Annotated in this window: 30 protein-coding genes; 16 read left to right on the top strand and 14 right to left on the bottom strand. The window is 72.8% G+C overall.

Annotation, left to right across the window (positions count from 1 at the left end; all coding sequences use genetic code 11):
* Nucleotides 1-145: 145 nt before the first annotated feature.
* The 6 genes from ABD733_RS07025 to sufU all read left to right on the top strand — a co-directional run bounded on the left by ABD733_RS07025 (nucleotide 146) and on the right by sufU (nucleotide 5,199).
* Nucleotides 146-616: a hypothetical protein gene (locus tag ABD733_RS07025; RefSeq protein WP_344794457.1), complete on the top strand. Its 471-nt coding sequence runs from the start codon at nucleotides 146-148 to the stop codon at nucleotides 614-616.
* Nucleotides 617-764: 148 nt separating this feature from the next.
* Entirely contained in the window at nucleotides 765-1,712 is a 948-nt protein-coding gene (cysK, locus tag ABD733_RS07020) for a cysteine synthase A (RefSeq protein WP_344794455.1), read from the top strand.
* A gap of 3 nt (nucleotides 1,713-1,715) precedes the next feature.
* Nucleotides 1,716-2,243, top strand: a complete 528-nt coding sequence (cysE, locus tag ABD733_RS07015) for a serine O-acetyltransferase (RefSeq protein WP_344794453.1) — start codon at nucleotides 1,716-1,718, stop codon at nucleotides 2,241-2,243.
* 63 nt (nucleotides 2,244-2,306) lie between these two features.
* On the top strand, nucleotides 2,307-3,473 hold the full coding sequence (locus tag ABD733_RS07010; RefSeq protein WP_344794451.1) for an acyltransferase family protein: 1,167 nt from the start codon (nucleotides 2,307-2,309) through the stop codon (nucleotides 3,471-3,473).
* On the top strand, nucleotides 3,470-4,750 hold the full coding sequence (locus ABD733_RS07005) for an aminotransferase class V-fold PLP-dependent enzyme (protein ID WP_344794449.1): 1,281 nt from the start codon (nucleotides 3,470-3,472) through the stop codon (nucleotides 4,748-4,750). Before ABD733_RS07010 ends, ABD733_RS07005 begins: the two co-directional genes overlap by 4 nt.
* Nucleotides 4,750-5,199: a Fe-S cluster assembly sulfur transfer protein SufU gene (gene sufU / locus ABD733_RS07000; RefSeq protein ID WP_344794447.1), complete on the top strand. Its 450-nt coding sequence runs from the start codon at nucleotides 4,750-4,752 to the stop codon at nucleotides 5,197-5,199. Before ABD733_RS07005 ends, sufU begins: the two co-directional genes overlap by 1 nt.
* Before the next feature lie 67 nt (nucleotides 5,200-5,266).
* On the opposite strand, the gene ABD733_RS06995 is transcribed toward sufU, so the two are convergent.
* Together ABD733_RS06995 and ABD733_RS06990 are read right to left on the bottom strand one after the other, a co-directional pair.
* Nucleotides 5,267-5,887 (bottom strand): GNAT family N-acetyltransferase, encoded by a 621-nt coding sequence (locus tag ABD733_RS06995; protein ID WP_344794445.1) that lies wholly within the window; start codon nucleotides 5,885-5,887, stop codon nucleotides 5,267-5,269.
* Between the two features lie 62 nt (nucleotides 5,888-5,949).
* Entirely contained in the window at nucleotides 5,950-6,669 is a 720-nt protein-coding gene (locus tag ABD733_RS06990; RefSeq protein WP_344794443.1) for an SDR family NAD(P)-dependent oxidoreductase, read from the bottom strand.
* Nucleotides 6,670-6,820: 151 nt separating this feature from the next.
* Between ABD733_RS06990 and ABD733_RS06985 the strand changes: the two genes are divergently transcribed.
* The 3 genes from ABD733_RS06985 (at nucleotide 6,821) to ABD733_RS06975 (ending at nucleotide 8,288) form a co-directional block, all read left to right on the top strand.
* Nucleotides 6,821-7,396 (top strand): TetR/AcrR family transcriptional regulator, encoded by a 576-nt coding sequence (locus ABD733_RS06985; RefSeq protein WP_344794441.1) that lies wholly within the window; start codon nucleotides 6,821-6,823, stop codon nucleotides 7,394-7,396.
* A gap of 152 nt (nucleotides 7,397-7,548) precedes the next feature.
* Nucleotides 7,549-7,980, top strand: coding sequence for a chemotaxis protein CheY (locus tag ABD733_RS06980; protein WP_344794440.1), 432 nt, complete (start codon nucleotides 7,549-7,551; stop codon nucleotides 7,978-7,980).
* The gene (locus ABD733_RS06975) at nucleotides 7,977-8,288 is read left to right on the top strand and encodes a transcriptional regulator (RefSeq protein ID WP_344794438.1); all 312 of its coding nucleotides are present in this window, start codon (nucleotides 7,977-7,979) and stop codon (nucleotides 8,286-8,288) included. The genes ABD733_RS06980 and ABD733_RS06975 overlap by 4 nt, the downstream gene beginning before the upstream one ends.
* A gap of 21 nt (nucleotides 8,289-8,309) precedes the next feature.
* On the opposite strand, the gene ABD733_RS06970 is transcribed toward ABD733_RS06975, so the two are convergent.
* The 3 genes from ABD733_RS06970 to ABD733_RS06960 all read right to left on the bottom strand — a co-directional run bounded on the left by ABD733_RS06970 (nucleotide 8,310) and on the right by ABD733_RS06960 (nucleotide 10,393).
* On the bottom strand, nucleotides 8,310-8,903 hold the full coding sequence (locus ABD733_RS06970) for an NUDIX domain-containing protein (RefSeq protein ID WP_344794436.1): 594 nt from the start codon (nucleotides 8,901-8,903) through the stop codon (nucleotides 8,310-8,312).
* Between the two features lie 37 nt (nucleotides 8,904-8,940).
* Nucleotides 8,941-9,552, bottom strand: a complete 612-nt coding sequence (locus tag ABD733_RS06965; protein WP_344794434.1) for an alpha/beta hydrolase — start codon at nucleotides 9,550-9,552, stop codon at nucleotides 8,941-8,943.
* 109 nt (nucleotides 9,553-9,661) lie between these two features.
* Nucleotides 9,662-10,393, bottom strand: a complete 732-nt coding sequence (locus tag ABD733_RS06960) for an NRDE family protein (protein ID WP_344794432.1) — start codon at nucleotides 10,391-10,393, stop codon at nucleotides 9,662-9,664.
* Between the two features lie 46 nt (nucleotides 10,394-10,439).
* Here ABD733_RS06960 and coaBC point away from each other — a divergent pair, with 46 nt between their 5' ends.
* The 3 genes from coaBC to ABD733_RS06945 all read left to right on the top strand — a co-directional run bounded on the left by coaBC (nucleotide 10,440) and on the right by ABD733_RS06945 (nucleotide 13,560).
* The gene (coaBC, locus tag ABD733_RS06955; RefSeq protein WP_344794430.1) at nucleotides 10,440-11,657 is read left to right on the top strand and encodes a bifunctional phosphopantothenoylcysteine decarboxylase/phosphopantothenate--cysteine ligase CoaBC; all 1,218 of its coding nucleotides are present in this window, start codon (nucleotides 10,440-10,442) and stop codon (nucleotides 11,655-11,657) included.
* 105 nt (nucleotides 11,658-11,762) lie between these two features.
* Complete coding sequence (locus tag ABD733_RS06950; RefSeq protein ID WP_344794428.1) at nucleotides 11,763-13,190, top strand: LCP family protein; 1,428 nt, start codon at nucleotides 11,763-11,765, stop codon at nucleotides 13,188-13,190.
* A 37-nt stretch (nucleotides 13,191-13,227) separates the two neighbouring features.
* Nucleotides 13,228-13,560, top strand: coding sequence for a hypothetical protein (locus ABD733_RS06945; RefSeq protein ID WP_344794426.1), 333 nt, complete (start codon nucleotides 13,228-13,230; stop codon nucleotides 13,558-13,560).
* 90 nt (nucleotides 13,561-13,650) lie between these two features.
* On the opposite strand, the gene ABD733_RS06940 is transcribed toward ABD733_RS06945, so the two are convergent.
* Together ABD733_RS06940 and ABD733_RS06935 are read right to left on the bottom strand one after the other, a co-directional pair.
* A complete protein-coding gene (locus tag ABD733_RS06940; protein ID WP_344794424.1) occupies nucleotides 13,651-13,902 on the bottom strand; it encodes a hypothetical protein in 252 nt (83 codons plus the stop codon).
* A 23-nt stretch (nucleotides 13,903-13,925) separates the two neighbouring features.
* Nucleotides 13,926-15,140 carry a PspC domain-containing protein gene (locus tag ABD733_RS06935; RefSeq protein ID WP_344794422.1) on the bottom strand — a complete coding sequence of 405 codons (1,215 nt, stop codon included), beginning with the start codon at nucleotides 15,138-15,140 and terminating at the stop codon, nucleotides 13,926-13,928.
* Nucleotides 15,141-15,253: 113 nt separating this feature from the next.
* Here ABD733_RS06935 and ABD733_RS06930 point away from each other — a divergent pair, with 113 nt between their 5' ends.
* Complete coding sequence (locus ABD733_RS06930; protein ID WP_344794420.1) at nucleotides 15,254-16,495, top strand: ATP-binding protein; 1,242 nt, start codon at nucleotides 15,254-15,256, stop codon at nucleotides 16,493-16,495.
* Between the two features lie 41 nt (nucleotides 16,496-16,536).
* A complete protein-coding gene (locus ABD733_RS06925) occupies nucleotides 16,537-17,235 on the top strand; it encodes a LuxR C-terminal-related transcriptional regulator (protein WP_344796037.1) in 699 nt (232 codons plus the stop codon).
* A gap of 146 nt (nucleotides 17,236-17,381) precedes the next feature.
* Here ABD733_RS06925 and ABD733_RS06920 read toward each other — a convergent pair whose 3' ends face one another.
* The 6 genes from ABD733_RS06920 to ABD733_RS06895 all read right to left on the bottom strand — a co-directional run bounded on the left by ABD733_RS06920 (nucleotide 17,382) and on the right by ABD733_RS06895 (nucleotide 21,801).
* Nucleotides 17,382-17,921, bottom strand: coding sequence for a cysteine hydrolase family protein (locus tag ABD733_RS06920; RefSeq protein WP_344794418.1), 540 nt, complete (start codon nucleotides 17,919-17,921; stop codon nucleotides 17,382-17,384).
* A 107-nt stretch (nucleotides 17,922-18,028) separates the two neighbouring features.
* On the bottom strand, nucleotides 18,029-18,502 hold the full coding sequence (locus ABD733_RS06915; RefSeq protein ID WP_344794416.1) for a hypothetical protein: 474 nt from the start codon (nucleotides 18,500-18,502) through the stop codon (nucleotides 18,029-18,031).
* 258 nt (nucleotides 18,503-18,760) lie between these two features.
* Nucleotides 18,761-19,606 (bottom strand): anti-sigma factor, encoded by an 846-nt coding sequence (locus tag ABD733_RS06910; protein WP_344794414.1) that lies wholly within the window; start codon nucleotides 19,604-19,606, stop codon nucleotides 18,761-18,763.
* The gene (locus ABD733_RS06905) at nucleotides 19,603-20,145 is read right to left on the bottom strand and encodes an RNA polymerase sigma factor (RefSeq protein ID WP_344794412.1); all 543 of its coding nucleotides are present in this window, start codon (nucleotides 20,143-20,145) and stop codon (nucleotides 19,603-19,605) included. Before ABD733_RS06905 ends, ABD733_RS06910 begins: the two co-directional genes overlap by 4 nt.
* A gap of 82 nt (nucleotides 20,146-20,227) precedes the next feature.
* On the bottom strand, nucleotides 20,228-20,959 hold the full coding sequence (locus ABD733_RS06900) for a class F sortase (RefSeq protein ID WP_344794410.1): 732 nt from the start codon (nucleotides 20,957-20,959) through the stop codon (nucleotides 20,228-20,230).
* 2 nt (nucleotides 20,960-20,961) lie between these two features.
* Nucleotides 20,962-21,801 carry a DUF4397 domain-containing protein gene (locus ABD733_RS06895; protein ID WP_344794408.1) on the bottom strand — a complete coding sequence of 280 codons (840 nt, stop codon included), beginning with the start codon at nucleotides 21,799-21,801 and terminating at the stop codon, nucleotides 20,962-20,964.
* 195 nt (nucleotides 21,802-21,996) lie between these two features.
* Between ABD733_RS06895 and ABD733_RS06890 the strand changes: the two genes are divergently transcribed.
* Nucleotides 21,997-24,051: a M1 family metallopeptidase gene (locus ABD733_RS06890; RefSeq protein WP_344794406.1), complete on the top strand. Its 2,055-nt coding sequence runs from the start codon at nucleotides 21,997-21,999 to the stop codon at nucleotides 24,049-24,051.
* A 13-nt stretch (nucleotides 24,052-24,064) separates the two neighbouring features.
* Here ABD733_RS06890 and ABD733_RS06885 read toward each other — a convergent pair whose 3' ends face one another.
* Complete coding sequence (locus tag ABD733_RS06885; RefSeq protein WP_344794404.1) at nucleotides 24,065-24,535, bottom strand: hypothetical protein; 471 nt, start codon at nucleotides 24,533-24,535, stop codon at nucleotides 24,065-24,067.
* Nucleotides 24,536-24,627: 92 nt separating this feature from the next.
* Between ABD733_RS06885 and ABD733_RS06880 the strand changes: the two genes are divergently transcribed.
* On the top strand, nucleotides 24,628-25,857 hold the full coding sequence (locus ABD733_RS06880) for a MalY/PatB family protein (RefSeq protein ID WP_344794402.1): 1,230 nt from the start codon (nucleotides 24,628-24,630) through the stop codon (nucleotides 25,855-25,857).
* Nucleotides 25,858-25,887: the final 30 nt, after the last annotated feature.

The raw sequence follows: 25,887 nt of genomic DNA, 5'->3' as shown, positions 1-25,887 counted from the left end.
CCGAGAGCCCGCTCGCGGCCCGCGAACTGGGGCCAGTCCTGCCCCGGACGGGGGCCTCCGCAGCGACCGGAGCTCAGCGCACCATTGATGGAGGCCCGACGGGCGGGCCTATTCAGGCCCATGGACGGGCCAGGGGAGAACCATCATGACGATCGTCAATCCGTCGGTGACCGAAGCACTTCGGGAGATCGAGCTGCCGTTTGTGAGCATCCGGGGCGGCAACGGACGCGGTGTGCCCATGAGGCGCTACTCGATGCTCGACTCGACCCTCCTGCTCACGGCCGTGCAGTCCATCGTCATCGCGTCCCTCCTGCCCCTCGACGGCGCCTGGAAGGCGACCGCCATCACCCTCGCCGCGCTCTTCACGGTGTTCGCCGCCGTGATCAGTCACCGCCGATCGGTCCGCACCCGGGCGATCCGCGACGAGCGGGCTCAGATCATCCGCTGGCTCGCGATCCACTCCGGGCTCGACCACCGCAGCCGTCTGGCGCTCGCGTGGGCCGAGCCGCAGGAGATCGGCGACCGCCAGTACGAGTTCCGCACGCTCGCCGAGGGCCGCATGCTCTCCCTCATCATCGACCTCGACATCCAGGTCGCCTCCCTCGCGACACTCTGATCCGTCTCGAGCGCTCCACACGTACACCGCCCCGGCTCCGGCCGGGGCGGTGTCCGTCTGTCGGGCCTTCGTCACGTCGCGGCGGCCTCTCCGCCCGCCGCCCTAGAATCGACCTGTTCAGCAGCGACGACGGAACGAGAGAGCCCGAATGAGCGACAGCAGCGGCACCATCTACGGCAACATCACCGAGGCCTTCGGCAACACGCCGCTCGTCCGGCTGAACACCCTCCCCGAGGAGGGCGCGGCCGAGATCCTGGCCAAGCTCGAGTTCTACAACCCCGGCGCGAGCGTCAAGGACCGCCTCGGGATCGCGATCATCGACGCGGCCGAGCGGGCGGGCGTCCTGAAGCCCGGCGGCACCATCGTCGAGGGCACCAGCGGCAACACCGGCGTCGCCCTGGCCCTCGTGGGCGCAGCGCGCGGCTACCGCGTCATCATCACCATGCCCGACACGATGAGCGTCGAGCGCCGCATCGTCATGCGCGCCTACGGCGCCGAGATCGTGCTGACCCCGGGCGGGGAGGGCATGCGCGGCGCGGTCGAGAAGGCGAAGGAGATCGTCGCCACGACCGAGGGCGCGGTCTGGGCGGAGCAGTTCGCGAACGAGGCGAACGCCGAGATCCACCGCACGACGACCGCGCGCGAGATCCTGCGCGACACCGACGGTCAGGTCGACGTCTTCATCGCGGGAGTCGGGACGGGCGGCACCATCACCGGTGTCGGCCAGGTGCTGAAGAAGGAGGTGCCCGGCGTGCGCATCGTCGCCGTCGAGCCCGCCGACTCGCCGCTCCTGTCCGAGGGCAAGGCCGGGCCGCACAAGATCGCGGGCATCGGCGCGAACTTCGTGCCGGAGGTGCTCGACACGACCGTCTACGACGAGGTCTTCCCCGTGGAGCTCGACGACGCCCTCCGGGTCGCTCGCGACCTCGCGTCGAAGGAGGGCATCCTGAGCGGGATCTCGTCGGGCGCCATCATCCACGCCGCCCTCGAGATCTCGAAGCGGCCCGAGATGGCGGGCAAGCGCATCGTGGCGATCGTCTGCGACACCGGCGAGCGGTACCTCTCGACGATGCTCTACCAGGGCCTCGCGGACTAGCTCGTGCGTCTTATCGCGCGGCTGCGCGACGACGTCCGAGCGGTGCGGGCGGGCGATCCTGCTGCCCGGGGGTCCGTCGAGATCGTGCTGGTCTACTCGGGGCTGCACGCCGTCTGGGCGTACCGGCTGACGAGCCGGCTCTGGCGCACGCGGCCGTTCCCCGGAGCCCGGGTCGTCGCCCGCGTCCTGTCGCAGCTGGCCCGGAGCCTGACCGGGATCGAGATCCACCCCGGGGCGACCATCGGCCGTCGCCTCTTCATCGACCACGGCATGGGGGTCGTGATCGGCGAGACCGCCGTCGTCGGCGACGACGTGCTGCTCTACCACGGCGTCACCCTCGGGGGCCGTGGCGCCGGGCCTGCGGGGCGGCGTCACCCCTCCGTGGGCGACCGCGTCGTGATCGGCGCCGGAGCCGCGGTGCTCGGGCCGGTGACGGTCGGCGACGACGCGAGTGTCGGTGCCGGCGCCGTCGTCACCCACGACGTCTCGCCGGGCGACACGGTCGTCGGCGTCCCGGCGCGCCCGCTCTGACCCCACTGGCCGTTCTGCGAGTCCTCTTCAGATTCTCCAAGGGCCGGGGAGTTCACTGTCGGAATGTCTTCGTCCGCAGGATCCCGCGTCCTCCCGCTCGACGGACTCCGCACCTTCGCGATCATCGGCGTCGTCCTCTACCACCTGCACGTGCAGGGCTTCGGGGGCGGCTTCGTCGGGGTGAACGTCTTCTTCGTGCTGTCGGGCTACCTCATCACGTCGCTGCTGCTCAAGGAGCAGATGCAGACCGGCACCATCCGCCTCGGCCGCTTCTGGGTCCGGCGCGTCCTGCGCCTGTACCCCACCCTGCTGGCCGTCGTGCTCGTCGCCGTCGCCCTCTGGCCGCTCGTCGGCGACTACACGTACAACGACCTCGACGCCTGGCCGGCCGCGCTCGTCGCCCTCACCTACACGGGCAACTTCGCACGCGCCTACGCGCACCTCTCGCAGGGCGTCTTCGCGCCGGGCTGGAGCCTCGCGATGGAGGAGCAGTTCTACCTGGTGTGGCCGCCGGTGCTCGCCTTCTTCCTCTACCGCGGGTTCCGTCGTCGCTCGGTGGCATGGTTCGGGGCCGCGGCCGTCCTGGCATCCTGCGTCCTGGCCTACGTCCTCTACGAGACGCCCAAGGGAATCGCGACCCCCGACATCTACTTCAGCCCGGTCGCCAACGTCGCGCCGCTCCTGCTGGGCTGCGTGCTCGCCCTGGCCCTGACCCACGAGCGCGCCCGGACGTTCTTCGCCGGCCGAGTCGGCGCCTGGTCGACCTGGATCGGCATCGGCGTCATCGTGGCGATCGCGGCCATGCTCGGCAACGGGTCGCTGATCGGCGACGACTGGAAGAACGAGCCGCTCTTCTTCGGCGTCCTCCTGCCGGCCGTCGGCCTCGGCACGACGCTCCTCATCGCGGGCGTCGTCTCTCGGAAGACCGCTCTCGGCTCGTTCCTCGGTCTCCGTCCGCTGGCGTGGTTCGGCCGCAACGTGTCGTACTCGCTCTACCTCTGGCACATGATCGTCATGGCCCTGCTCGACCCGTTCGTGTCGGGCCTCGGCGGCAAGCTCCTCCTCCTCGGCGCGTCCGTCGCCGTCGCGACGGCGAGCCACTTCGTCATCGAGAAGCCGTTCCTCCGGGTCAAGAAGCGCTTCGAGCCGGCGTCGTGGTCGGTGGAGAGGACGCGCGAGACGGGACACGAGTCTGCCGGTCAGGAGACTGTGGAATCGTTGAGGGTGTGACGACCAGCACGCACCTCGATCCGACCCGCCTCCGCGCGGACTTCCCCGGCCTCCAGCAGGAGGTGAACGGGTTCCCGCTCGCCTACCTCGACAGCGGCGCGACCGCGCAGCGTCCCGGCGTCGTCCTCGACGCCGAGCGGAGGTTCCTGGTCGAGAGCAACGCCGCCGTCCACCGCGGCGCGCACACTTTGGCGGGCCACGCGACGGAGGCCTACGAGGAGGCGCGCGAGACCGTCGCGCGCTTCGTCGGAGCCTCGTCCGCCGAGGAGGTCGTCTGGACCTCCAACGCGACAGACGCCCTCAACCTGGTGGCCTACGGCATCGGCAACGCGAGCATCGGCCGCGGCGCACCCGCCTCGTCCCGCTTCGCGCTGACCGAGGGAGACGAGATCCTGGTCACCGAGGCGGAGCACCACGCGAACCTCGTGCCCTGGCAGGAGCTCGCGGCCCGCACCGGCGCCGTCTTCCGCTACGTGCCCGTCCGCGACGACGGCACCTGGACCGTCGACGACGCGGCGGCGCTCCTCACCGATCGCACCCGGGTCTTCGCCTTCTCACACGTCTCGAACGTCACCGGCCTCATCGCGCCCGTCGAGCAGCTGGCCGAGCTCGCGCACGCCCGGGGCGCCCTCGTCGTCCTCGACGCCTGCCAGTCGGCACCGCACCGGCCGCTCGATCTCGCCGCCCTCGGCGTCGACTTCGCCGCGTTCTCGTCGCACAAAATGCTCGGCCCCACCGGCGTCGGCGTGCTCTGGGGCCGGCGCGAGCTGCTCGACGCGCTGCCGCCGTTCCGCACCGGGGGCTCGATGATCTCGACCGTCGCGATGGACCACACGACCTTCCTGCCCGCGCCGCAGCGGTTCGAGGCCGGGACGCAGCCGGTGTCGCAGATCGTCGCCCTCGCCGAGGCGGTGCGCTACCTCGACGCGGTCGGTCTCGAGGCCGTCGAGGCCCACGAGCAGCAGCAGGCTCAGCGCCTCGTCACGGGGCTCGCCGCCATCTCGGGCATCCGCGTCGTCGGCCCCGCCGCCGGAGTCGCTCGTGCCGGTCTGGCGAGCTTCGACGTCGACGGCGTCCACGCCCACGACGTCGGGCAGTACCTCGACGCTCAGGGCATCGCCGTGCGCGTCGGCCATCACTGCGCGCAGCCGCTCCACCGGCGGCTCGGCCTCACCGCCACCACCCGGGCGTCGACCTACCTCTACACGACCGACGACGAGATCGACCGGCTGCTGCAGGGCGCAGCCGAGGTCCGCCGCTACTTCGGGGTGGCCTGATGGCCGACGCGCTCGCGGGCCTCTACCAGCAGGTGATCCTGGATCATGCCAGGGCACGGACCGGCGACGGCCCGCTCCCCGGAGCCGACGCGGAGCACTTCGAACGCAACCCGACCTGCGGCGACGAGATCACCGTGCGGATCGCCGTCGACGAGTCGACCGGCACGATCACCTCGCTCGCGTGGGAGGGCGACGGCTGCAGCATCTCGATGGCGTCGGCCTCGGTCCTCGCGGAGCTGGCGCCGGGCCTCACCCTCCCCGAGCTCGCCGAGCGGACCGAGGCCTTCCGGGCGATGATGCGCTCCAAGGGCGCCGGCGACCCCGACGAGGAGCTCCTCGGCGATGCGGTCGCGTTCCAGGGGGTCTCGAAGTTCGTCATGCGGGTCAAGTGCGCCATGCTCTCGTGGGTCGCCGCCGAGGCGTGCGCCGCGCAGGTGGCCGCGCGGTAGAGGCGGTCGTGGCCGTCGCGCGGGTCCGGCGCGGTCGCAGGGTCGTCACGGGCCCGATGGCGCAGGATCAGCCCAGCGCGTACGTGGCGACGGGTGCGACGGCGCCCCAGCCCAGCGCGGAGTAGAGGTGCTGCCCGTCGGGGGAGGCGACGAGGAGGCCCGTCGTGGCGCCGCGGGAGAGCGCCCACTCCGTGAGGCCCGCCATCACGAGGCGGCCGAGGCCGCGCCTCTGGAAGGCGGGCTCCGTGCTGATCCTGTCGAAGACCGCGTCGGAGCCGACCACGGCCACCTGGCCCCGAGCGGCAGGGACCCCGTCGATCACCACGGTCGCGACCGCGACGTCGCCGTCGTGGTCGAGGTGGACCTCATCCTGCGCGCCGGGCGTCCTGGGCGTGCCGTGCGTCCCGGCCAGGTCCGCGCTCATCATGACCTCGGTGTGCGTCAGTCTCGGGATCGGGCGCAGGGGCCCGCCGAACGCGCCGACGACGGTGAACCACACCTCGGCGCCGCCCGACAGGTCGAGAAGCACTCCCGCCGACGGTGCGTCGACGACGTACTCCACGGCACGCACGTCGGTGCCGATCGCGACCCGCCAGGCCGCGCTGAAGCGCTCCCGGGCGACGCCGCGCGACGCCGCCCAGCCCTCGGTCCAGCGGTCGACGAGGTCGGCGAGGTTCGCATCGGTCACGGGGCCAGTCAACACGTCGGGCGCAGGATCGTGGGTGCGCCGTCCGGATCGCGCGACGGGCGTCACCGGCTCCCGCCGTATGCCGCGGGCACGAGGTCCTTCCGCGCGTCGCCGGAGCGGATGAGCTGCAGGATCGCGTCGGCGACCTGTTCCGGCTCGTCGAACGCCGCCCCCGCGGTCATCGCCTCGGCCTCGGCGCGGCCGGCCTTGATCGAGCCCAGGAACTCCGTGCTCGTCGCGAACGGGATGACGGTCGAGACGGTGATCCCGGAGCCCTCGAGCTCGTTGCGCGCGATGGCCGAGAGACGCTCGAGGGCGATCTTCGACGCGACGTATCCGCCCGTGCCGGGGACGTCCGCGAACGTGGTCCCCGAGCTGACGTTGACGACGGCGCCCGCCCCCTGCCGGCGCATGGTCGGCAGCACGGCCTGCAGGAGGGCCAGAGGCGCGACGAGGTTGAGCTCCAGCACGGCGCGGAAGTCGTCGAGCGAGAGCTGGTCGATCTCGGCCTGGAGCCCCTGCCCGGCGTTGTTGACGAGCACGTCGATGCGTCCGAAGGTGGCGAGCGTGGTCTGGACGAGAGCGTCGACCTGCACCTGGTCGGTGACGTCGCAGCGCACTCCGACGGCGTCGCCGAGCTCGGACGCGAGATCGCGCACCCGGTCCTCGCGCCGGGCGGCGAGCACGACCCGAGCACCGGCCGCTGAAGCAGCCCTGGCTGTGGCGGCGCCGATGCCCGACGAGGCTCCGGTGACGATGACGACGCGCTCGTCGAGCTCCATGGTGTTCTCCTTCTCTCGGCCGACGCGACCGGCTCGTCTCGGTGGTTACGCTACTGCACAGTAGCGTTAATGCTGCGGCCTCGCCTAAGCTCAAACTGTGGAGGCGCAGGAGCAGGTCGGCGAAGGCCGGGGAAGGCGTCCGGGCCGGCCGATGGACCGGTCACTCGACGACGTCGTCCTGTCGACCACCCTCGACCTCCTCGCCGATCTCACCCCCGACCGCGTCACGCTCGACGAGGTCGCGTCCCGCACGGGCCGGGCGAAGACGACCCTCTACCGCCGCTGGGCCACGAAGACCGACCTGATCCTCGCGGCCGTGCGCTCGCTGGGCAGCCCGCCGGAGGTCGAGCGCCTGCCCGATCGCGGCTCCCTCCGGGCCGATCTGCTCGCCGTCGTCGACTCGGCCTGGCTCGGTGGTCCGACGCGGCGGCTGGTGCTCTTCGCCGGCCTCGGCGCTGCCGCGCGCAGCGTGCCCGGCCTCCGCGAGGTCGTCGACGCGGCCGTCACCGAGCCCTACGTCGACATCTACCGGCGCCTGCTGCTCCGCGCGATCGAGCGGGGAGAGGTGCCGGAGCGGGTCGCCTCGAGTGTGGACGTCCTCGCCGCCGTCATCCCCGCGATGAGCAGCCACCGCCTCGAGAGCGGCGGGGTGACGCCGGGGCGCGACTACTACGTGGCGGTCGTCGACGACGTCGTGCTCGCCGCCGTGCGCGGGGCTGCGGGCTGATTCGCCGCTGGAGGCTCAGGGGTCCGCAAGAACCCGCCCGCCCGGCTCCTGTGGAGTGGGAAGTCGGGCGGAGGCGGAGGCTGGTCACCATTAAGAAAGTACTTTCCAAAATGGAAAGTTAATGAGAAGCTCGAAGCAAGCAAAGGAGCCTCTTGACCGACAACACGAACCTCAGCCCCGCAGCGGCCCGCGCCCTTCTCGACGACGCCCGCCGGATCAGCGAACGCGCCCACGACGCGGTGCGCTGGCCCTACGTCACCTTCCTGCTCGCACTCGGTTGCTCGACGTCCCTCGGGACCCTCGGCATGGCCGTGACGACAGGTCGAGCCTTCGGGCTCACCTATGTGGCGACGCTCGGCGCGGGCTTCGCGTCGATCCTGTTCTTCCTCATCACGACCCAGGGGCGACGCGCCTTCGCGTGGAGCCGGCGGTGGACGATCTACATCGCGGCGTGGCTCGCCGCGTACCTGTTCGCGATCGGCGTGGTGTCGTTCGCGCACGGATCGATCGCTCTAGCCGGTGTCAGTTCGGGCCTCGTCCTGGCCGTGACGCTGGGGGCGGCGATCCTGGAGGCGAAGCGGTGACGGCGACCGAGCACTCCGCCCACCCCAGGCACCGGTTGTCCGAGATCCTGCAGAACCCCGTCAGGTTCTCGATCGCGGCAGCCCTCGACAAGGCCGAGAAGCTCAGCTTCCGCGAGGTGCGCGACGCCATCGAGGTCAGCGACTCCGTCTTGAGCAAGCAGGTGAGCCTCCTCGAGCAGGCCGGCTACGTGATCGTCCAGAAGGGCTTCGTCGGCAAAGTGCCGCGGACGACGCTCCTCCTGAGCACCGCCGGTCGGGCCGCCTGGCGAGCACACCTCGCAGCCCTCCGCGAGATCGCCGGTCCCTAGCGACCCGGCGTCGGCTCCGATTCAAGGCCGGAGGGCACGCAGGATCCCGCCCAGCCGCCGCGCGAATCCTCCCGCGAGCGGCTCGGGCAGTTCGTCCACCGCCCACCAGCGGACGTCCTCGCTCTCGTCGCTGACCGCGGGCACGGCCGCAGCGGGCGCCACAGCCGCGAAGCCGACGTCCCAGTGCCGAGCGCACGAGAACCCGGCCCCGAGCGCGTGCCGGTCGAGGTCGAGCGGCTCCGACGACAGGGGCACCAGGTCGTCGACGCCGCTCTCCTCGGCCGCCTCGCGGAAGGCCGCCGCCGAGACGGAGACGTCGCCCGGCTCGATGTGACCGCCGAACTGCACCCAGAAGCGCCCCTTGCGGTGGAGGGTCAGCAGGATCCGCCTCAGCTCCGCGTCGAAGACGAACGTGCTGGCCGTCACGTGCTCGGGGCCGCCGTCGCGATCGAGGGCCGAGTCGCCCCGCGACGCGACGAACTCCAGGTACTCGCGGCAGAGCCGATCCTGCGCGTCGTCGACCGGACGGAGGTCGGCGAGCTGCCGCCGGAACCCGGCGATGCGCGGGCCGGTGGCGGGAGCGGCGGGAGCGGCGGAAGCGGCGGGGTCGGTCACCCCGTCACGCTACCGGGAGGCGCCGGGCAGACGGGCCCTACGCGAAGCCGTCGCTCAGCACCGGCGCTCCGGCGCGCTGGCGCTCCAAGAACAGCACGATCGCGGCGGCTACCGACCGCTTCGAGTCGCCGCCGAGCACGCCGTGGCCGCCGCGCTGCACGATCCTGACGGCTCCGAAGGGCAGCTGCGTCGCCCAGTTGGCGGCGTCGGCGATGTCGGTGACCGGGTCGGTGTCGCCGTGGACGAACAGGACCGGGTGCAGGATGTCGCGCGCCTTGGGCAGCGTGACGCCCGCCGGGATCGCCACGTCGCGCGACGCGCCGGTGACGATGTTGGCCAGGACGACGGCCGCGAGCCCGACGGGGCGGCTGGCGGCGATGTCGGCGGCGAGGGTGGCGCCGACGCCGGAGCCGATGAGCACGTGCGGCCGCTCGGTCGTGGTGTCCTGGACCGTCCGGAGGGCCGTCGAGCGGGCTGCGACCGGGTCGGCCGACACGTCGGGGACCACCACGACGGTGAACCCCGACAGGAGCAGGTGCTCGGTGAGGTGCTCGAGGTCGGCGTCGGGAGCGCCTCCGCCGAGCAGCACGGCCGTCCCGCGCGGCTCCTCCCCGGGGGAGCGGAGGGTGTCGAACGGCCGGGCTGTCACGCGTCGATCCTGCGCGCCATCGACGGGGCGCGCGAGTGCGTGACGTTTCGTGACGCCCCGTGTCAGGAGGCGACGCGGACGCGGCGGACGCTCTCGGGAGCCCCGTCGGTCAGTGCCAGTCGAGCGGCCCGGCCAGGTGACCGGGCTCGGCCAGGCGGGCGTGCCGGAGCCACACCTCGTCCGGCCTCAGGGCGAGCAGCGACACCGACAGCGACGCGTAGTGGTGCCCGTCGATGACGTCGCTCCGGAACAGGGCGTCCGGGTCGTCGGTCGCCAGCGACGAGCTGTCGCGCAGGATCTCGAGCCACTCGTCCCAGGTGCCCGACTCGAGATCGCCCGACGGCCTCGAAGCGTCTTCGAAGGCGGGCCGCCAGCGGAGCTCGCGCGGCACCGTCGACACGTCGGGCCCCTCGTGCGTGATGAGGTGCACGCCGCGCGGCAGCTCCTGCGTCTGCAGGGCGGCGCCGTCCCAGCGGGTGAAGTCGACGTGGGCGGCATCGGCCGAGACGAGATTGAACGCGCGCGTCCGAGGATGCTCGGGCCCGGTGATCCTGCCGGTCACGGCCGCCAGCGGCAGCACGCCCCGCGACGCGTACCCGCCGCTCGGCTCGGCGACCTCCTCGTGCCGGTTCAGCACCACGGCGGCGCGCGCCGGCTGGTCGTTCGTCGCGAGCCAGGCGCCTCCGGCCTCCCGGTCGTGGACGCCGCGGACGCCGCCGCCGAGGTCGGGCCACCACGCCCCCGGCGGATCCCAGGGCCGGTCGACGGCCTCGTCGCGGAGCCCGAGGAGGACGACGGGCCAGTCGGCGTCGGGGTCGAAGCTCACGATGACGGTGCACACTCGGACCAGGATAGGCGCGCCCTCTGCGCGCCGAGCGAGGAGGACCATGAGCGACCGGCTCACCATCGTGGTCGGGATGTCGGGCGGCATCGCGGCGTACAAGGCGGTCGGCGTCGTCCGGCTGCTCGTGAAGGCCGGCCACGACGTCCACGTCGTGCCCACCGAGGCGGCCCTCCGCTTCGTCGGCCTCCCGACGCTCGAGGCCATCAGCAGGAACCCGGTCACGACGTCGCTCTACGACGACGTCGCGGCCGTCCGGCACGTCGCCCTCGGCCAGCGCGCCGACCTGGTCGTGGTGGCGCCCGCGACCGCGAACACCCTCGCCAAGCTCGCCGCCGGGATGGCCGACGACCTCCTCGGCACGACGATCCTCGCGACGTCGGCGCCCGTCGTCGTCGCGCCGGCGATGCACACCGAGATGTGGTCGAACCCGGCGACCCGGGCGAACGTCGAGACGCTCCGCTCCCGCGGGGTGGTCGTCGTCGGGCCGGCGTCCGGGCAGCTGACCGGCGCCGACAGCGGGGTCGGCAGGATGAGCGAACCCGAGGAGATCGTGACCGTCGCCCTCGGAGCGGTGGCTGATCCTGCGCCCCGCCCTCGCGATCTGGCCGGACTCCACGTCGTCGTCTCGGCAGGCGGGACCAGGGAGCCGCTCGACCCGGTGCGGTTCCTCGGCAACCGGTCGAGCGGCAAGCAGGGCGTCGCCCTCGCACGCGCCGCGGCCGAGCGCGGGGCCCGGGTCACCCTCGTCGCCGCCCACGTCGAGGTGCCGACCGACGGGCTCGCCGTGACCGCCGTCGAGACGGCCTCCGAGATGGCGCTGGCCGTCGAGAGCGCCGCGGAGGTCGCCGACGTCGTGATCATGGCAGCCGCCGTCGCCGACTACCGTCCGGAGACCGTCTCGGAGGCGAAGATCAAGAAGGAGCAGGACGTCGACGGCCTGACGCTCCGGCTGGTGAAGAACCCCGACATCCTGCGCGGCCTCGCGGCTCTCGGGCGGCCCGGTCTGACCGTGGTGGGCTTCGCGGCCGAGACCGCGCCGGATCGCGAGGCGCTCCTGGAGCTCGGACGCGCGAAGGCGAGACGGAAGGGCGCCGACCTGCTCGTCGTCAACGCCGTCGGCTGGACGGCCGGATTCGGAGCCGACGACACGGCCGTGGTGATGCTCGACGCCGACGGCGGCATCGTCGCGGAGGCCGACGGATCGAAGCGGGTCGTCGCCGACGCCATCCTCGACCGGGTGGTCGCCCTGCGGCCACGCTGAGCGCAGTTGCTCGATAAACGCTCACCTGTCGCTTACCCTGAGCCGGAGGGCCGTGAGGCCGGCGACGGCCGCCGAGGCCGCGAAGGCACCGGACGATAGGGCGGAATGACGAGCGAGGGCAGTGCCGGCGACGGCAGCACCACCGGCGGCAGCACGGGTGACGGCGCCGGCGGCACCGGTGACGCCGTGGCGCCCACTCGCCAGATCAAGCACGGCCGCCTGAAGACGCACAGCCCGGTCGCCGCAGCCCTCAAGCTGGTGGCGATCGCGCTCGCGGTCGTCCTGGTGTCCACGGTCTCCGTCGTCGCCTACGCCGCCCACGACGTCGTGGCGACCGCCGAGCCCGCCGTGCACATCCCCGAGCTGCCCGGCCACACCTCGACCCCGATCCCGAAGGCGCCCGAGGGGCAGCGGCTCGGCGAGGTCAACATGCTCGTGATCGGCACCGACACCCGGTCGGGTCAAGGCGACTTCGCCGATGCGGCAGACCAGGCGGCGAGCTCCGGCGTCGGCAACAACGACGTCAACATCCTGCTGCACATCTCGCGCGACCACTCGAACATCTCGGTCATCAGCTTCCCGCGCGACCTCGAGATCCCGATCCCGGCCTGCCCCACCGCCTCGGGCACGACGCCCGGGAGCGAGAAGGCCATGCTGAACACCGCCCTCGGCCGCGGCGGCGACGAGGCGCACGGGCTCTCGTGCGCCGTGCTGACCGTCGAGAAGCTGACCGGCCTCGACATCCCCTACGCGGCCAGCGTCACCTTCGACGGCACCAGTGCGATCTCGACGGCCATCGGCGGCATCCACGTCTGCCTGGCCACCCCGATCGTCGACGACAACGTGACGCCGCCGCTGAACCTCAAGGCGGGCGACCAGACGCTGGTCGGCCCCCAGGCGCTGTCGTTCCTCCGAAGCCGCCACGGTGTCGGCGACGGCAGCGACCTCGGCAGGATCAGCAACCAGCAGGTCTTCATGGCGGCCCTCGCGCGGCGCCTGGTCTCGTCCGACACCCTCGGCGACCCCTTCACCCTGTACAAGCTGGCCAAGGCGGCGGCAGCGAACACCCGCCACTCCGACACCCTCGACACGAGCGCGATGCTCGGGATCTTCCAGGCCGTGCAGACGGTCGGGCTGTCGAACATGGTCTTCGCCCAGTACCCGACCGGCGAGGACCCGTCGAACATCAACCGGGTCGTCCCGAACGCCGAGGCCGCCGCGCAGCTGAACGCCGCGCTGGTCGCCGACAAGCCGCTGCTGCTCACCGGGACGACCGGCGGCGGGGCGCAGGTGAATCCGGCGGCTCCGTCTGGTTCGGGTTCGTCGGGCTCCGGTTCGTCGGGCTCGTCTGGTTCGTCGTCGGGCTCCGGCTCGTCGGGCTCGTCCGGGTCGGGCTCGGGCTCGTCGGGCTCCTCCGGCTCCGCCTCCGGCACGCCCTCCTCCGGCACGGCCACGCCTGCTCCGGCCGTGACGTTGCCGCCCTCGATCACCGGGCAGACCGCCGCCGAGAAGACCTGCTCCCGCAAGCAGTAGCGGGCGCCGAGCCGCACGGACGCCTAGCGTGGCCGGAATGAGCGACAGCGCGCAGGATGCACGGGACCAGGCCCGAGAGACCATCGCCGAGGCGGCCGACCAGGCTTCCACGACGCCCGACGCGGCGGCCACGCCGAAGGTCGAGGGCGACGAGACGCGTGCTCTCGGCGGCGCCACGTCCGGCGAGCGGGACTACGTGGCGGTCAGCACCGGGGGAGTGACCGGCGAGGAGCACAACCCCACCCCCGACGAGGAGGTCGGCCGCGAGGGCTCCGTCGAGGCCGGGCGCGGGCTGCGCCTCGAGACCCAGGGCGAGCCGCGCCCCGGCGACGAGAAGGCCGGCGACGACGACGGCGGCGCGGGCGTCTGACCTCTTGGGGCTCCGGCGGGTCACGCCGGCAGCGGCACCAGTCCGCGGACTGGTGCCTGCGCCGACGTTCGGCGCCGTGCGGCCGCGCGGTCAGTGCGGCCGCTGCGCTCGACCGGCAGCCCCGAGCACACCGCCGACGAGCAGCAGGGCCCCGAGTCCGACGAGCGCCACGAGGGCGGCGCCCCAGGGCCCGAGCCCGTCGGCCCACGAGGTGAAGGCGAGCCGGTTGGCGGCCGTCGACAGCACGACCAGGGTCACGACGCCGAAGGCGGTGAACAGCGCGCCCCAGACGATCCCGGCCCAGCGGATCCGGGGCTGCGTGGGCTTGTCGTCGATGCTCATGGCGTCTTCCTCTCGGGTGTCCATCAGAGGGTGAAGGTGAACGGCACGAGGCCGCCGGTGTAGGTCACGTGAGTGAGAGCGCCGCTCGTCAGCAGCAGCGTCACGACGGTGAGCACGATGGCGACGAAGGCCAGGAAGCCGCTCCGCCGGCGCAGGATCCCGGCCACCACCATCGACAGCCCCACCACCGCCGTGGCGGCCGCGCAGCCGAACGCGCCTTGGTAGCCCGAGAGCTCCGGGTCGCTCCACGCGTACGAGGTCGTCAGGGCCCCGACGATCAGGGCGACGCCGAGCGCGATCGCGATGAACGAGCCGCTGGTGCGCGGGTGCGAGAGCCGCCGGAGGCGGGCCCGCTCGAGGGCCTCGGCCTGGCGGCGGGCGTTCTCCGCCCAGCGCTGCTCGCGCGCCACCCTCGAGACGTCGGCCTGCTGCCGCTTCCACTCGTCGTAGCGGAGACGCCACTCCGCCTGCCGCTCGCGCCACTCGTCGACGACGGACGCTGAGGCGTCCGGTGCCGGCGGCGGCGGAGCGGTGGGGGCCGCCGTGGTCGGGGTCGGGGTAGCGGTCGGGGTCGTCGGAGCGGTCGCGGACGCGGCCGTCGCGGTCGGAGGTGCAGCGAAGGGACCCGCGGCGAACGGAGCCGCAGCGAACGGCGCCGACGTCGCAGCACCGGGGGTCTCGCGATCCTGCGCCCTCTCGGAGCCCGGCACGGTCGGGCCGGCGAACGCACCCCAGCCGCCGGCGCGCCTGGACGCCCAGACGACGACGAACACGATCGCGGCGATGACCAGGATGCTCCAGAAGAGCTTGCCGAGCGACTCCGGCCAGCCGACCGACACGCCGAACGGCCATCCGGCAGCCCACCAGACGCCCTGCGCCACGGGCAGGAAGGCCAGCAGCACGAAGACCGCGACCCCGACCGTGCCCGCCTCGAAGACTCCGCGGACGAGGCGCTCGAGGTGGATCGTGCCCGCCGTGTCGGGCAGGAGGAGCCACGCCAGCGCGTAGAGGAGGAACGCGGGGCCGCCGAGCAGGGCGACCACGACCGCGATGCCGCGAACGATGACCGGGTCGATGCCGAAGCGGGCCCCGAGCCCGCCGCAGACGCCGCCGATCCAGGCGTCGCCCCGCGAGACGCCGAGCTTCCGGATCCAGTCGAAGAAGCCCTGGCCCGGAGCCGCCTGGGGCCGCCCGGGGGCGGCGCCGGCGGGTGCCGAAGAGGAGGTGTGATCTGACATGCTCCGATGGTGGCCCGGCTCCGAGTGCACCGCTATCGGGCATGACCCTGACCCGACCCTGACTTCTCCGCCTCGGGGTCGTCGGCGCACCGCATCGATGGTTTGATGCTGTCGTGAGCACATCGGCGGCGCCTCGCGCGCGCAGGATCACGCGGCCTCGCGACTGCGTGGTCAGCGGCGTCTCCGAGGGGCTCGCCGAGCACCTCGGCTGGTCGCCCGCGTCGGTCCGGTGGGCCTTCGCCCTGTCGAGCGGCGCCGCGGGCGCTGGCGTCCTGCTGTACCTGTGGCTCTGGGCGCTGACGCCGCTGCGCGCGCCCTCCGGGGTGTCGGGAGTCGCGCCCTCCGGGGCGGCGCCCGAGGCCGGCGGGACCGTCTCGGAGCCGGCGGCGCTCGAGGCCGTCCGCCGTCGTGTGCGCCCGCCGATCCTGCTCGCCTCGCTCGCGGGCGCCGTGGCGGTGCTGTCGCTCGCCGCCGTCGTCTCGTTCGGGCGGCCGTCGCTCCTGGCGACCACCGTGCCGCTGATCGTGGCGCTCGGGCTCGGGGCGGCCGCGTGGGAGCGGTTCGTGGAGGTGCCGCTCGATCCTGCGGCCGTCCGCGCCGCCGTCGTGCTCAGGATCGCCGTCGGTGCGGGGCTCGCGGCCGTCGCCCTGCTGCTCGCGGTCGTCTCGCTCCAGCCGGGCGCGGGCTGGGTCTGGCTTCTGGTCGCCCTGGTGGCGCTCGCCGTGATCGCCGTCGGAATCGGTCCCGAGGCGCTGACGCTGCGGCGGGAGTCGGCGGCGCGGCGGACCGCGCTCGTCCGCGACGAGCAGCGCGCCGAGATGGCCGCGCATCTGCACGACTCCGTGCTGCAGACGCTGGCGCTCATCCAGAACCGCGCGGGGGCGTCCAGCGAGGTCGCCCGGATCGCCCGCGCCCAGGAGCGGGAGCTCCGCGACTGGCTGTACGCGGGATCACCCGTGGTCGAGCGCGACCTCGCCGCCGACCTCCGCGACTTCGCTGCCGCCCTGGAGCTCGACTACCCGGTCAGGATCGAGGTCGTCGTCGTCGGCGAGACCTCCGAGCTCGGCACCGGCGAGGTGGCGGCCGCCTCCCGCGAGGCGATGCTCAACGCGTCGCGGCACGCCGGCGGCGACGTCTCGGTCTACCTCGAGAGCACGCGCTCGTCGGTCGACGTGTTCGTCCGCGACCGGGGCCCCGGCTTCGCCCTGCCCGACGTGCCCGAGGACCGCCTCGGCGTCCGGGAGTCGATCCTCGGCAGGATGCGCCGGGTCGGCGGGTCGGCGACGGTCCGGCCGGGTGCCGGCGGCGTCGGCACCGAGGTCCACCTGCACCTGGAGCGGAGCGACGACGAATGACGGAGGACAGGATGAAGCAGGAGCCGATGGCGGAGGACGGGATGACGGGGGAGCGGGCCACGGCCGAGCGGGCGACGGCCGATGCGGAGGCGCCCGTCTCCGTGGTGATCGTCGACGACCACTCGATCTTCCGGTCGGGGCTCCGGGCCGACCTCGATCGCGACCTCCGGGTGCTCGCCGAGGCGGCCGATGTCGACTCGGCCGTCGACGCGATCCTGCGCGAGCAGCCGACGGTCGTCCTGCTGGACGTCCACCTGCCGGGCGGCTCCGGGGGTGGCGGCGCCGAGGTGCTCCGCCGGACCGCCGGCCGCTGCGCCGCGACGCGCTTCCTCGCGCTCAGCGTCTCGGACTCCGCGGAGGACGTGGTCGGAGTGATCCGGGGCGGTGCCCGCGGCTACATCACCAAGGGCAGCTCCGGGGCGGAGGTCAGTGCGGCCGTCCGCGCGGTGGCGTCGGGCGACGCCGTGTTCTCGCCGCGCCTCGCCGGCTTCGTGCTGGACGCCTTCGGCGCTGCGGCCGGAGAGCAGGCGGAGGCCGTCGACGAGCTCGACCGGCTCTCGGCGCGGGAGCGGGAGGTCATGCGCCTCATCGCCCGCGGGTATGCCTACAAGGAGGTGGCGACGGAGCTCTACATCTCGGTGAAGACGGTCGAGACGCACGTGTCGAGCGTGCTCCGGAAGCTGCAGCTGTCGTCGCGGCACGAGCTGACCGCCTGGGCGCTGGAGCGGCGGCTGCTCTGAGGCCGGGGGCTTCGGCGGGTCACGCCGGCAGCGGCGCCAGTCCGCGGACAGGTGCCTGCGCCGACCTGCGGCGCCGTGCGGCCGGGCGGCGCCGTGCGGCCGGGCGGCGCCGTGCGGCCGGCGGCACTGCGCCCACGCACGAGGGCTCAGACGAGCTCTGCCGACGGCACCAGCGTCGCGAAGCTCCCGTCGAGCGCGGCCAGGAACGCCGCGTGCACCGTCGCGCCCGCGATGACCGTGCCGCCGAACTCGAGGTCGGGCGCAGCGCACGCGTCGGGAACGACGACGACCTCGAACCCGAGGTCGCTGGCGGCGCGCACGGTCGAGTCGACGCACATGCTCGTCATCATCCCGACGACGACCAGCTGGTCGACGCAGGCCTCGGTGAGCGCGGCCTGGAGGCCCGTGCCGAGGAAGCTGTTCGGCTCGTGCTTCTCGAACACCCGCTCCGACTCGCGGGGGGTGACGTCGGGGTGGATCTCGACGCCGGGCGTCCCGCGCCGGAAGAACCCCGCCTCCGGGTCCTCGGCGATGTGGAAGGCGTGGAACACCGGGTCGCCCGCGGTCCTCACCGTCTCGAGCACGGCGGCCGCGGCGGCCACCGCCGCCTCCGGCTCCACGAGCGGGAACGCCCCGCCGGGGAAGTAGTCGAGCTGCAGGTCGATGAGCAGGAGAGCGCGGGTCATGCCGTCAGTATGACCCCGCCGTCGCCGCGAGACCGCTCAACAGGATCGCGTCGGCGCGCAGCTCGGCGAGGACGCCCGATTGGCCCGGCCGGCCTGACGACCCTGGCTCAGCGGTGCGGGAGAGCCGCCGCGACGGAGGGATCGTCGAGCGCGTTCGGGACGACCAGGGTCCAGGTCGACGAACCGCCGGCGGGCGCGCGGAGGTAGAGCAGATAGCGGCCGTCGCGTGCGAGGTCGTCGCCCTCGAGATAGGTGACGGGCTCGCCGCTCGTCGTGCACTGGTCGGACGGATTCACCACGTCGAGCGCGCCCGAGGGGCGGTGGCCCTTGAGGACCTCCGTGACGAGGGCGCGGTGAACGGTGTACCGGCCGCTCAGCTCGGCGGTGCGGTCCGTCGACGTCACGGAGGCGACGACGACCAGCGCGGCCTCGTCGTAGCGCGCCGTCGACGTCGGCAGGTCGATGTAGTCGAGACACTGACCCGATCGCGGCAGGATCGCGCAGGCACTGAGACCGACAGAGGCGAGGGCGAGTGCGGCCACCACCGCCGTCACCCTCGTTCCGCCCCCGCGTCCGCGCATGCTCCGACTCTGCCGCCGACGGGTGCGGCGCGCCAGGGGCGAGGGGTAACGATCCCGCGTCGACGTGCCGGCCGTGCGGCTGAGTGCTGCACGGAAGGAGGAGCCGGGGTCACCGGAGGAGGAGTCCGGGGTGGTGGCGGCAGTCAGGGAGGAGTCTGCCCGGGGATTGCGCACGGAGGGAGGAGCTCCTCCGAGAGACTCCTCTTCGCGTGCCGGCACAGCACGAGCTGGACAGGACAGAGCAGCGCGGCTCGGCAGCTAGGTCAGCCGCCCCCGCATGATCGACTGGCCCGAGTGCGCCGGCACGCCGTCCGCCGCCTGCGCGGAGATGTCGACGAGGTCGTAGGTGGAGACGTCGACGCCGTCGGGCACCGCGAAGGTCCCGCCGCCCTCGGTGAGGAATCCGAGGCTCACGAGCCCGGAGAGGTCCTGCTTCATCAGCCAGACCTCGCGGAGCGGCCCGGCCACGGTCGCCGGCTTCGACGACCCGGGCGTCATGTCGATCGTGAGGCTCAGGTGCCCCGCGGCGGAGCGGGTGAGCGTGGCCGTGCCGCGCGCCCCGCCCCAGCCGGGGAGCGCCTCGAGGCTCGTGCGCTCGACGACGGTCGACGCGGTGCTCGCGGTCGGACGGAGGTAGGGGGAGGCGACGACGCCGCCGATCGCGGCGAGGACGGCGATCACCGCCGTCATCGCGATCCAGAGCACCGGGCGGCGGGAGGGGCGAGCAGCGGAGGAGGCGCGAGCAGCGGAGGAGGAACGCTGCACGGGGCGGCGCGGCGGAGCACTCCTTCGGGCGCGGTCGGCGCCGCGGGGCCGGGCGAGGGGCGTCGGAGGCGCGACGGCGGGTGCGGCGCCCACGAGCGTGGGGGCGGCGGACGTGCCCGCTGATCCTGCGATCTCCGCCTCGATCCGGCTCCACACGGCGGCGGACGGCTGCTCGAGGGCGACGCCCTGGGAGTCCTTCCCGAGCACGACCGTGCGACGGAGCGCCTCGAGCTCGTCGGAGCATGCGCCGCACTCCGCGAGGTGGCGCGCCTCGTCGGCAGAGAGCTCTGCGGACCCGAGCGCGGCCAGTGCCAGCGACTCGTCGTCGATGTGGGTCATTCGTTCACCTCCAATCGTGTTCGGAGCCGAGCGAGACTTCGGCGGATGTGACTCTTCACGGTACCGAGCGGCATCCCGAGCGTCTCGGCGATCTGGGTGTGGGTGAGGTCGTTGTAGAAGGCGAGCCGGATGATCTGCCGCGGGACCTCGTCGAGCTGGTCGATCTCGTTCGCTATGACCATGCGGTCGGCGATGTCGAACGACGGCGCAGGATCCTGCAGCGGATCGTCGAGCACACGCTCCTCCAGCCGCTCCCTCCTCTGCCTCTCGGCGTGGGTGTCGGCGATGCAGTTGCGGGTGATGCCGACGAGCCAGGCCGACAGGGCGCCCCGGGCAGGATCGAAGGTCTGGCGCGCGTTCCAGGCCTTCACGAAGACCTTCTGCGTGACGTCGTCGGCGTCGGCCGGCACGGTGAGCGAGCGGAGGGCCATCGTGTACACCAGCGGCGACCAGCGCTTGTAGACGCGCTCGAGAGCGCGCACATCGCCCGTCGCGAAGTCGTCGGCCAGCTGCTGGTCGTCTGGTGAGGTGGTGGTCACGTCGTCGTGAGGCCTTCCCGGAGGCGTCGTGGGCCTCGTGACTCGATGGTAGGGGTCACGGGGCCCGGAGCGGGCGGTGGAGTCATGCCGGGGTGGCGACGATGACGAGATTGCTCAGGTAGTGGTGGGTCGTGTAGTCGAAGGCTCCTCCGCAGGTGACGAGGACGAGGCGGTGGGCGCCGCCCGTCGTGAAGATGGACTTCCAGGGCACGGTGGTCTTCGTGAGGAGAGACACCGAGTCGATCCTGTACTCGGTGGCCGCGCCGGCGGTGTCGGTGACGGTGACCGCGGTGCCCTTCGGCACGTTGACCAGGTGGGCGAACGGCCCGACGCCGTAGCCGACGGCGTCGACGTGCGCCGCCATGACCGTGGTGCCCTCGGACGCCGAGGGGGCGGCGCTGTACCGGTACCAGCCGGCCTCCGCCGGGTTCGGCGGGAGGTCCATGTCGCCGGCGCTGTCGATCCCGACCGGGACCACTGCGGCCTTCACTCCGGCCCACGCGACGCTGACCCGTGCGGGAGCGGCGGCGGCGGGGGCGACCGGCGGGATCGTCGCGCGGTACTGCGGGATCGCGGCCGGGGACGACGTGGCCGAACCGTCTGGCGAGCCGGCCTCGGGGGACGGCGCCGGGGTCGGCGAGGTCGTCGAGGTGAGGTCGGACGGGACTCCGGTGGGCACAGCATCCTGATCGCTGTTGAGGCTGGTGCAGCCGGTGAGCGTCAGGGCGGTGACGAGCGAGAGGGCGGAGAGGAGCGGCAGGGCCGCCTCACGGGTGGCGAGCACCCGTGCGGCGGACCTGTCGCGTGTCGTCATCGTCAGCGCTGGTCTTCCGCCTGGCGACCGGTGACCCGGCGACGGATCAGGACGGCCGCGATGCCGGCCAGGGCGATGAGGCCGGCGATGCTGCCGCCCACGAGTCCCTGGTTCGACGGGGCGTTGCTGGCGACGAGGCCCGCGTTGCCGGCGGGGACGCCGCCGGGGCCCGTTCCGAGGCCGGTGATCGACTGCGTCGCGAGTGCAAGCGTCTTGTCGTCCAGGCTGCCCCACGCGTAGACGATCGTGTCGGCGCCGTTGGCGACATTCACGTCGGCCGGTCCGATCACGGGGGCGGTGGTGCCGGTCGCCGCGACGGAGGCCGAGACGGTTCCGGCCGGGAGGACGAGCGACTTCTCGCCCGGGTTGGTCAGGTTGCTGATGACGGCCTTGCCGCCCGCGAGCACGTCGACCGCGGGAGCGGCTGCGACGTGGCGGACGATCAGGCGGCCCTGACCGGCGGGGATCCGGGAGGTGTCGTTCGTGTAGAGCGTCGCGGTGGGCGAGCCGTCGGTCTTGTCGTGGGCGACGGCCGTGTAGTTGCCGCCCGAGGCGAGGTCGACGGTGATCGGTCCGATGATGGGCTTCGACGCGTCGGTCGCGTCGCCCGCGGTGATCGCGATCGTGTGCGAGCCTGCGGGGACGGCCAGCGGGCCGGCCATCATGCCCGGCTTGAAGTCGTCGATGGCCCGCTTCCCGTCGAGGTACACGTCGACCGTGACCTTGGGCACGCCGTGGAAGACGGTGAGCGAGGCGTCGCCGGGGGCGGCGGTGGCGGGCATCGCACTGGACAGTGCGATGAGCACGCCGGCGGCGAGGCCGGCGATGAGTGGTTTGCGCATGATGTTTCCTCCTGAGGAGCCCAGTGGCTCAGTGGATGAAGTGACGGACCGCGTCGGCCGTCACTGTCACTACCGGCTGGTGGGCGCTGCCGGATGCACCCGACGCGATCTTTCTTCCGATCCGGTGTCGCGGAGCGGGTGCGGTCGCGGCGAGAGGAAATGCGGACGAAATGTCGGGGCTCATAGGATTCCCACATGTTCGGACGCCCTCGTCTCTCGCCCGTCGCCCTCGTCGCTGCTGCGGCCGTCGCGATCCTGCCTCTCGCTGTCGGCCTCGGGGCGGCGTCACCCGCCGCCGCTGCCGCCCCGGCCTCGCCAGGGGCGACCTCGATCGGCGACTCGCTGTTCGCGGGGATCGGCAACGGCGGCTACGAGGTCGACCACTACGGTGTGGAGCTCGCTTACGCGGGTGACGGCTCCATCGAGGCGACCACGACCATCCAGGCGACGGCCGCTCAAGCCCTGTCGTCGTTCTCGTTCGACTTCGAGGGGCTCGACGTCGCGTCGGTCACGGTCGACGGGCAGGCCGCCGTCTTCAGTCGGCAGTCCGATCCGTCCCGGTCGGAGTACAAGCTCCTCGTCACCCCGGCCGCGCCCGTGAGCGGCTCCTTCACGACGGTGGTCGCCTACTCCGGCACGCCCACGGCCCACGTCGACCCCGACGGCTCCAGCGAGGGATGGGTCGCCACGAGCGACGGTGCGACCGCGGTCGGACAGCCGGTCGGCACGATGACGTGGCTGCCGAGCAACAACACCCCGCGAGACAAGGCGACCTACGACATCGCTCTCACCGTGCCGACGCTCATCAGCGGCAGGACGGCGGCGGGCGTCAGCAACGGGGTCCTCGTCTCGACGACGCCGCACACCGACGGCACCACGACCTGGGTCTGGAAGCAGACGAACCCGATGGCGACCGAACTGGCCCTGGTCTCGATCGGTCAGTACCAGGAGTACCGGTCGACGATCACGCTCGAGGGCGGCCGCACGATTCCGGAAGTGAGCTTCGTCGATCCCACCACGACGGCGGCCGCGCAGGAGGACATCGCGGCGCTGCGCGCCGAGCTCCCCGACGTGCTGGCCTACCTCGAGAAGGAGTACGGGCCCTACCCGGGCTCGGCCGCCGGTGTCGTCGTCGACAACACCGACCTGGGCTACGCCCTCGAGACGCAGGATCGCCCGTTCTTCGAGCGGAGCATCGACGAGGAGACGCTCATCCACGAGTTCACGCACCAGTGGTTCGGCGACGCGGTCAGCCCCGCCGACTGGAACGACATCTGGCTGAACGAGGGGCCGGCGACCTACACGCCGAGCCTCTACACCGAAGACCACAGCGACGACCCGGACGACTCGACCGAGAAGGCCTGGTACAGCACCTGGCGAGACACCCCGGCGAGCGCTGCGGAGTGGTCCACCCCGCCCGCCGCGATGACCCAGCCCGATCAGCTCTTCGGCTGGCAGGTCTACAACCGCGGAGCAATGACCCTCGAGGCGCTTCGTCTCTCGGTGACCACCCCGGTCTTCGAGAAGATCATGCGCGAGTGGTTCGCCGAGAGGAAGGGCACGAGCGTCAGGACGGCCGACTTCATCGCGGTCGCCGAGAAGGTGTCGGGACGGGACCTGTCCGCGTTCTTCAAGCGCTGGCTCTTCACCGGCGCCAAGCCGGCCTGGCCTGCCACCTGGGACCTCGGCCTCAGCACGCCCTCGAGCCAGGCCGCCGCGGTCAGGGCCGGGTCGCGCCTCACCTACGTCATCACGGCGACATCGACCGGCGACGTCCCCCTCGCCGGAGCGACCGTGACCGCCGACCTGGGCGCGATCTCCCGAGCGGGAACCCTCGACCGGGCGAGCCTGCCGAGCGGCGTGACGGTGCGGGGGACCACCCTCACGTGGGTCGTTCCGGCGACAGCGGTCGGTTCTGCCGCGTCGACCTCCTTCGCGTTCACGGTCGGCCCGGTCGTCGCATCATCCACGACCGCGACGGTGACCGTCCGTGCGGAGACGCTCGGAGCGACGTGCACGGGCTGCGGAGTGGCGCACCGGTTCGTCGCTGCTGCTGCGACCCGGCCCGCGCCCGGTGGGGCAGGCGGGTCGGGCGCGGTCGATCCGGCCGGCTCGGGCGACCCGACGGAGACCCTGGCCGCGACGGGTTCCGAGCCCGCAGCGCCCCTCGCCGCGGGTGCGGTGCTGCTCGCCGCGGGTGCTCTCCTGCTCGCTGCAGGTCGACGTCGGCGCGGGGCTCGCCTCGGCTGACGCGGCCCCGCGGTCAGTCGCCGTCGAACTCCGGACGCCGCAGGATCCGCGACCACCACGTGCCCGGCGCGACCGCCTCGGCGTCCTGCGACTCGAGCGCCTGACGCAGGATCGCGACGCGCTCGGACCTCGGGACGACCGGAGGGGCCGCGGGCTCGGGGAGGGTCTCGCCACGCTGCAGGGCTGCGAGCCGCGCCCGGGCCTCGTCGACGGTCATCTTCGCGGGCACCGGCGGCCGCTCGCCCAGGTAGAAGACGCGGAACGCCTCGAGGAACCCCTCGGTCGCAGCGAGGCTCCGGTTGAGCGGCGTCGGGTTCGCGCCGCTCGGGTCGACGATGAGCACGCGGCCGTCCCGGGTCTCGACGATCCGCTCGGCGTCCGGGCTCCACACGTGCCCGACGACCGTGGTCTCGGCCCCGTCGACCGTCTGGGGGCCGCGCTCGTCGACCTCGTACAGCTCGATCCCGAATCGTGCGTCGCTCACCACCCCCGGAGCGTATCGCGCTGCGACCGGTCACGATGACGGCGTGTGACGCCGGGCTGGCGTCGAGCGCTGAACCGGAGGATCGTGACGGCATGGCCGCAGACGCAGCGACAGGCACGGACACCGCGACAGGCACCGACACCGACGAGTACACGTCGACCATCCGCGGCGAGCGCACCAGCATCAAGTGGACCCGCTACGCCCCCGCCGTCCTGCCTCTCTTCGTCGCCGAGATGGACTACGGCATCGCGCCCGAGATCGCCGACGAGCTGGTCGCCAGGATCCGCTCCTCCGACCTCGGCTACCTCGACGGCCCGGGCCCGCTGGCACCGGCCTTCGCCGCGTTCGCCGAGCAGCGCTGGGGCTGGCGGCTCGACCCGTCGCGCATCCACCTCGCCACCGACGTCAGCGTCGGCATCGTCGAGACGCTCCGGCTGGCCCTCCCGGACGGCGGCCGCGTCGCGATCACCCCGCCCGTGTACCCGCCGTTCTTCGAGCTCGTGGAGGAGGCGCGGGCCGAGGTGGTCGAGGTGCCGCTCAGCGAGACCTGGGGCACCTGGCGGCTCGACCTCGACGCCCTGGAGCGTGCCTTCGCGGGCGGCACGAGCGTCTTCCTGCTCTGCAACCCGCACAACCCGCTCGGCCTCGTGCACGACCGCGCCACCCTCGAGGCTCTGGCCGAGATCGCCGCGCGCCACGACGTCCTGGTGGTGAGCGACGAGATCCACGGCCCGCTGACGCACCCCGGCGTCCGCTTCGAGCCGTTCGCACCGATCGCCGAGGCGGCGGGGGCGCGCTCCGTCGTGGTCACGAGCGCCAGCAAGGGCTGGAACCTCGCCGGCGTGAAGTGCTCCCTCGTCATCGCGGGCGACGACCGGACGGCAGACCTCCTCGACCGGCTGAACGACGAGGTCGCCTGTCGCACGAGCATCCTGGGGCTCCACGCCAACCTCCGCGCCCTCTCGTGTACCGACTGGCTCGACGACGCCGTGCAGAGGATCGTCGCCAACGACCGCCTCCTCTCGCAGCTGCTCACGGAGCACCTGCCGGGCGTCGTGTACCACCGGCCGCGGGCCGGGTACCTCGCGTGGCTGGACTTCCGCGGGATCGGCCTCGGCGACGATCCTGCGCTCCCTCTCCGCGAGCACGCCTACGTCGCTCTCAACTCCGGCCTCGGATTCAGCCGGGAGGGCGGTGAGGGCCGCGGGTTCGCGCGCCTGAACCTGGCCTGCTCGCCCGACACGCTCCGCGAGGCCGTCGCTCGCATCGCCGCCGCGTACCCCGCCAGCATGCAGGGCTCCCTGGTCTGGCGCGTCGCCTGATCCGTCCCTGACGTTCAGCGGTTTCTCGGC

It is taken from the genome of Frondihabitans peucedani (assembly GCF_039537585.1).
Classification (GTDB): domain Bacteria; phylum Actinomycetota; class Actinomycetes; order Actinomycetales; family Microbacteriaceae; genus Frondihabitans; species Frondihabitans peucedani.
This window is presented reverse-complemented; position numbering and strand designations above follow the sequence as displayed.

Coding starts and splice junctions, on each gene's coding strand:
- ABD733_RS07025 (WP_344794457.1), top strand. CDS start 146: ATGACGATCGTCAATCCGTCGGTGACCGAAGCACTTCGGGAGATCGAG.
- cysK (WP_344794455.1), top strand. CDS start 765: ATGAGCGACAGCAGCGGCACCATCTACGGCAACATCACCGAGGCCTTC.
- ABD733_RS07010 (WP_344794451.1), top strand. CDS start 2,307: ATGTCTTCGTCCGCAGGATCCCGCGTCCTCCCGCTCGACGGACTCCGC.
- sufU (WP_344794447.1), top strand. CDS start 4,750: ATGGCCGACGCGCTCGCGGGCCTCTACCAGCAGGTGATCCTGGATCAT.
- ABD733_RS06990 (WP_344794443.1), bottom strand. CDS start 6,669: ATGGAGCTCGACGAGCGCGTCGTCATCGTCACCGGAGCCTCGTCGGGC.
- ABD733_RS06985 (WP_344794441.1), top strand. CDS start 6,821: ATGGACCGGTCACTCGACGACGTCGTCCTGTCGACCACCCTCGACCTC.
- coaBC (WP_344794430.1), top strand. CDS start 10,440: ATGAGCGACCGGCTCACCATCGTGGTCGGGATGTCGGGCGGCATCGCG.
- ABD733_RS06950 (WP_344794428.1), top strand. CDS start 11,763: ATGACGAGCGAGGGCAGTGCCGGCGACGGCAGCACCACCGGCGGCAGC.
- ABD733_RS06945 (WP_344794426.1), top strand. CDS start 13,228: ATGAGCGACAGCGCGCAGGATGCACGGGACCAGGCCCGAGAGACCATC.
- ABD733_RS06940 (WP_344794424.1), bottom strand. CDS start 13,902: ATGAGCATCGACGACAAGCCCACGCAGCCCCGGATCCGCTGGGCCGGG.
- ABD733_RS06935 (WP_344794422.1), bottom strand. CDS start 15,140: ATGTCAGATCACACCTCCTCTTCGGCACCCGCCGGCGCCGCCCCCGGG.
- ABD733_RS06925 (WP_344796037.1), top strand. CDS start 16,537: ATGACGGGGGAGCGGGCCACGGCCGAGCGGGCGACGGCCGATGCGGAG.
- ABD733_RS06920 (WP_344794418.1), bottom strand. CDS start 17,921: ATGACCCGCGCTCTCCTGCTCATCGACCTGCAGCTCGACTACTTCCCC.
- ABD733_RS06915 (WP_344794416.1), bottom strand. CDS start 18,502: ATGCGCGGACGCGGGGGCGGAACGAGGGTGACGGCGGTGGTGGCCGCA.
- ABD733_RS06910 (WP_344794414.1), bottom strand. CDS start 19,606: ATGACCCACATCGACGACGAGTCGCTGGCACTGGCCGCGCTCGGGTCC.
- ABD733_RS06900 (WP_344794410.1), bottom strand. CDS start 20,959: ATGACGACACGCGACAGGTCCGCCGCACGGGTGCTCGCCACCCGTGAG.
- ABD733_RS06895 (WP_344794408.1), bottom strand. CDS start 21,801: ATGCGCAAACCACTCATCGCCGGCCTCGCCGCCGGCGTGCTCATCGCA.
- ABD733_RS06890 (WP_344794406.1), top strand. CDS start 21,997: ATGTTCGGACGCCCTCGTCTCTCGCCCGTCGCCCTCGTCGCTGCTGCG.
- ABD733_RS06880 (WP_344794402.1), top strand. CDS start 24,628: ATGGCCGCAGACGCAGCGACAGGCACGGACACCGCGACAGGCACCGAC.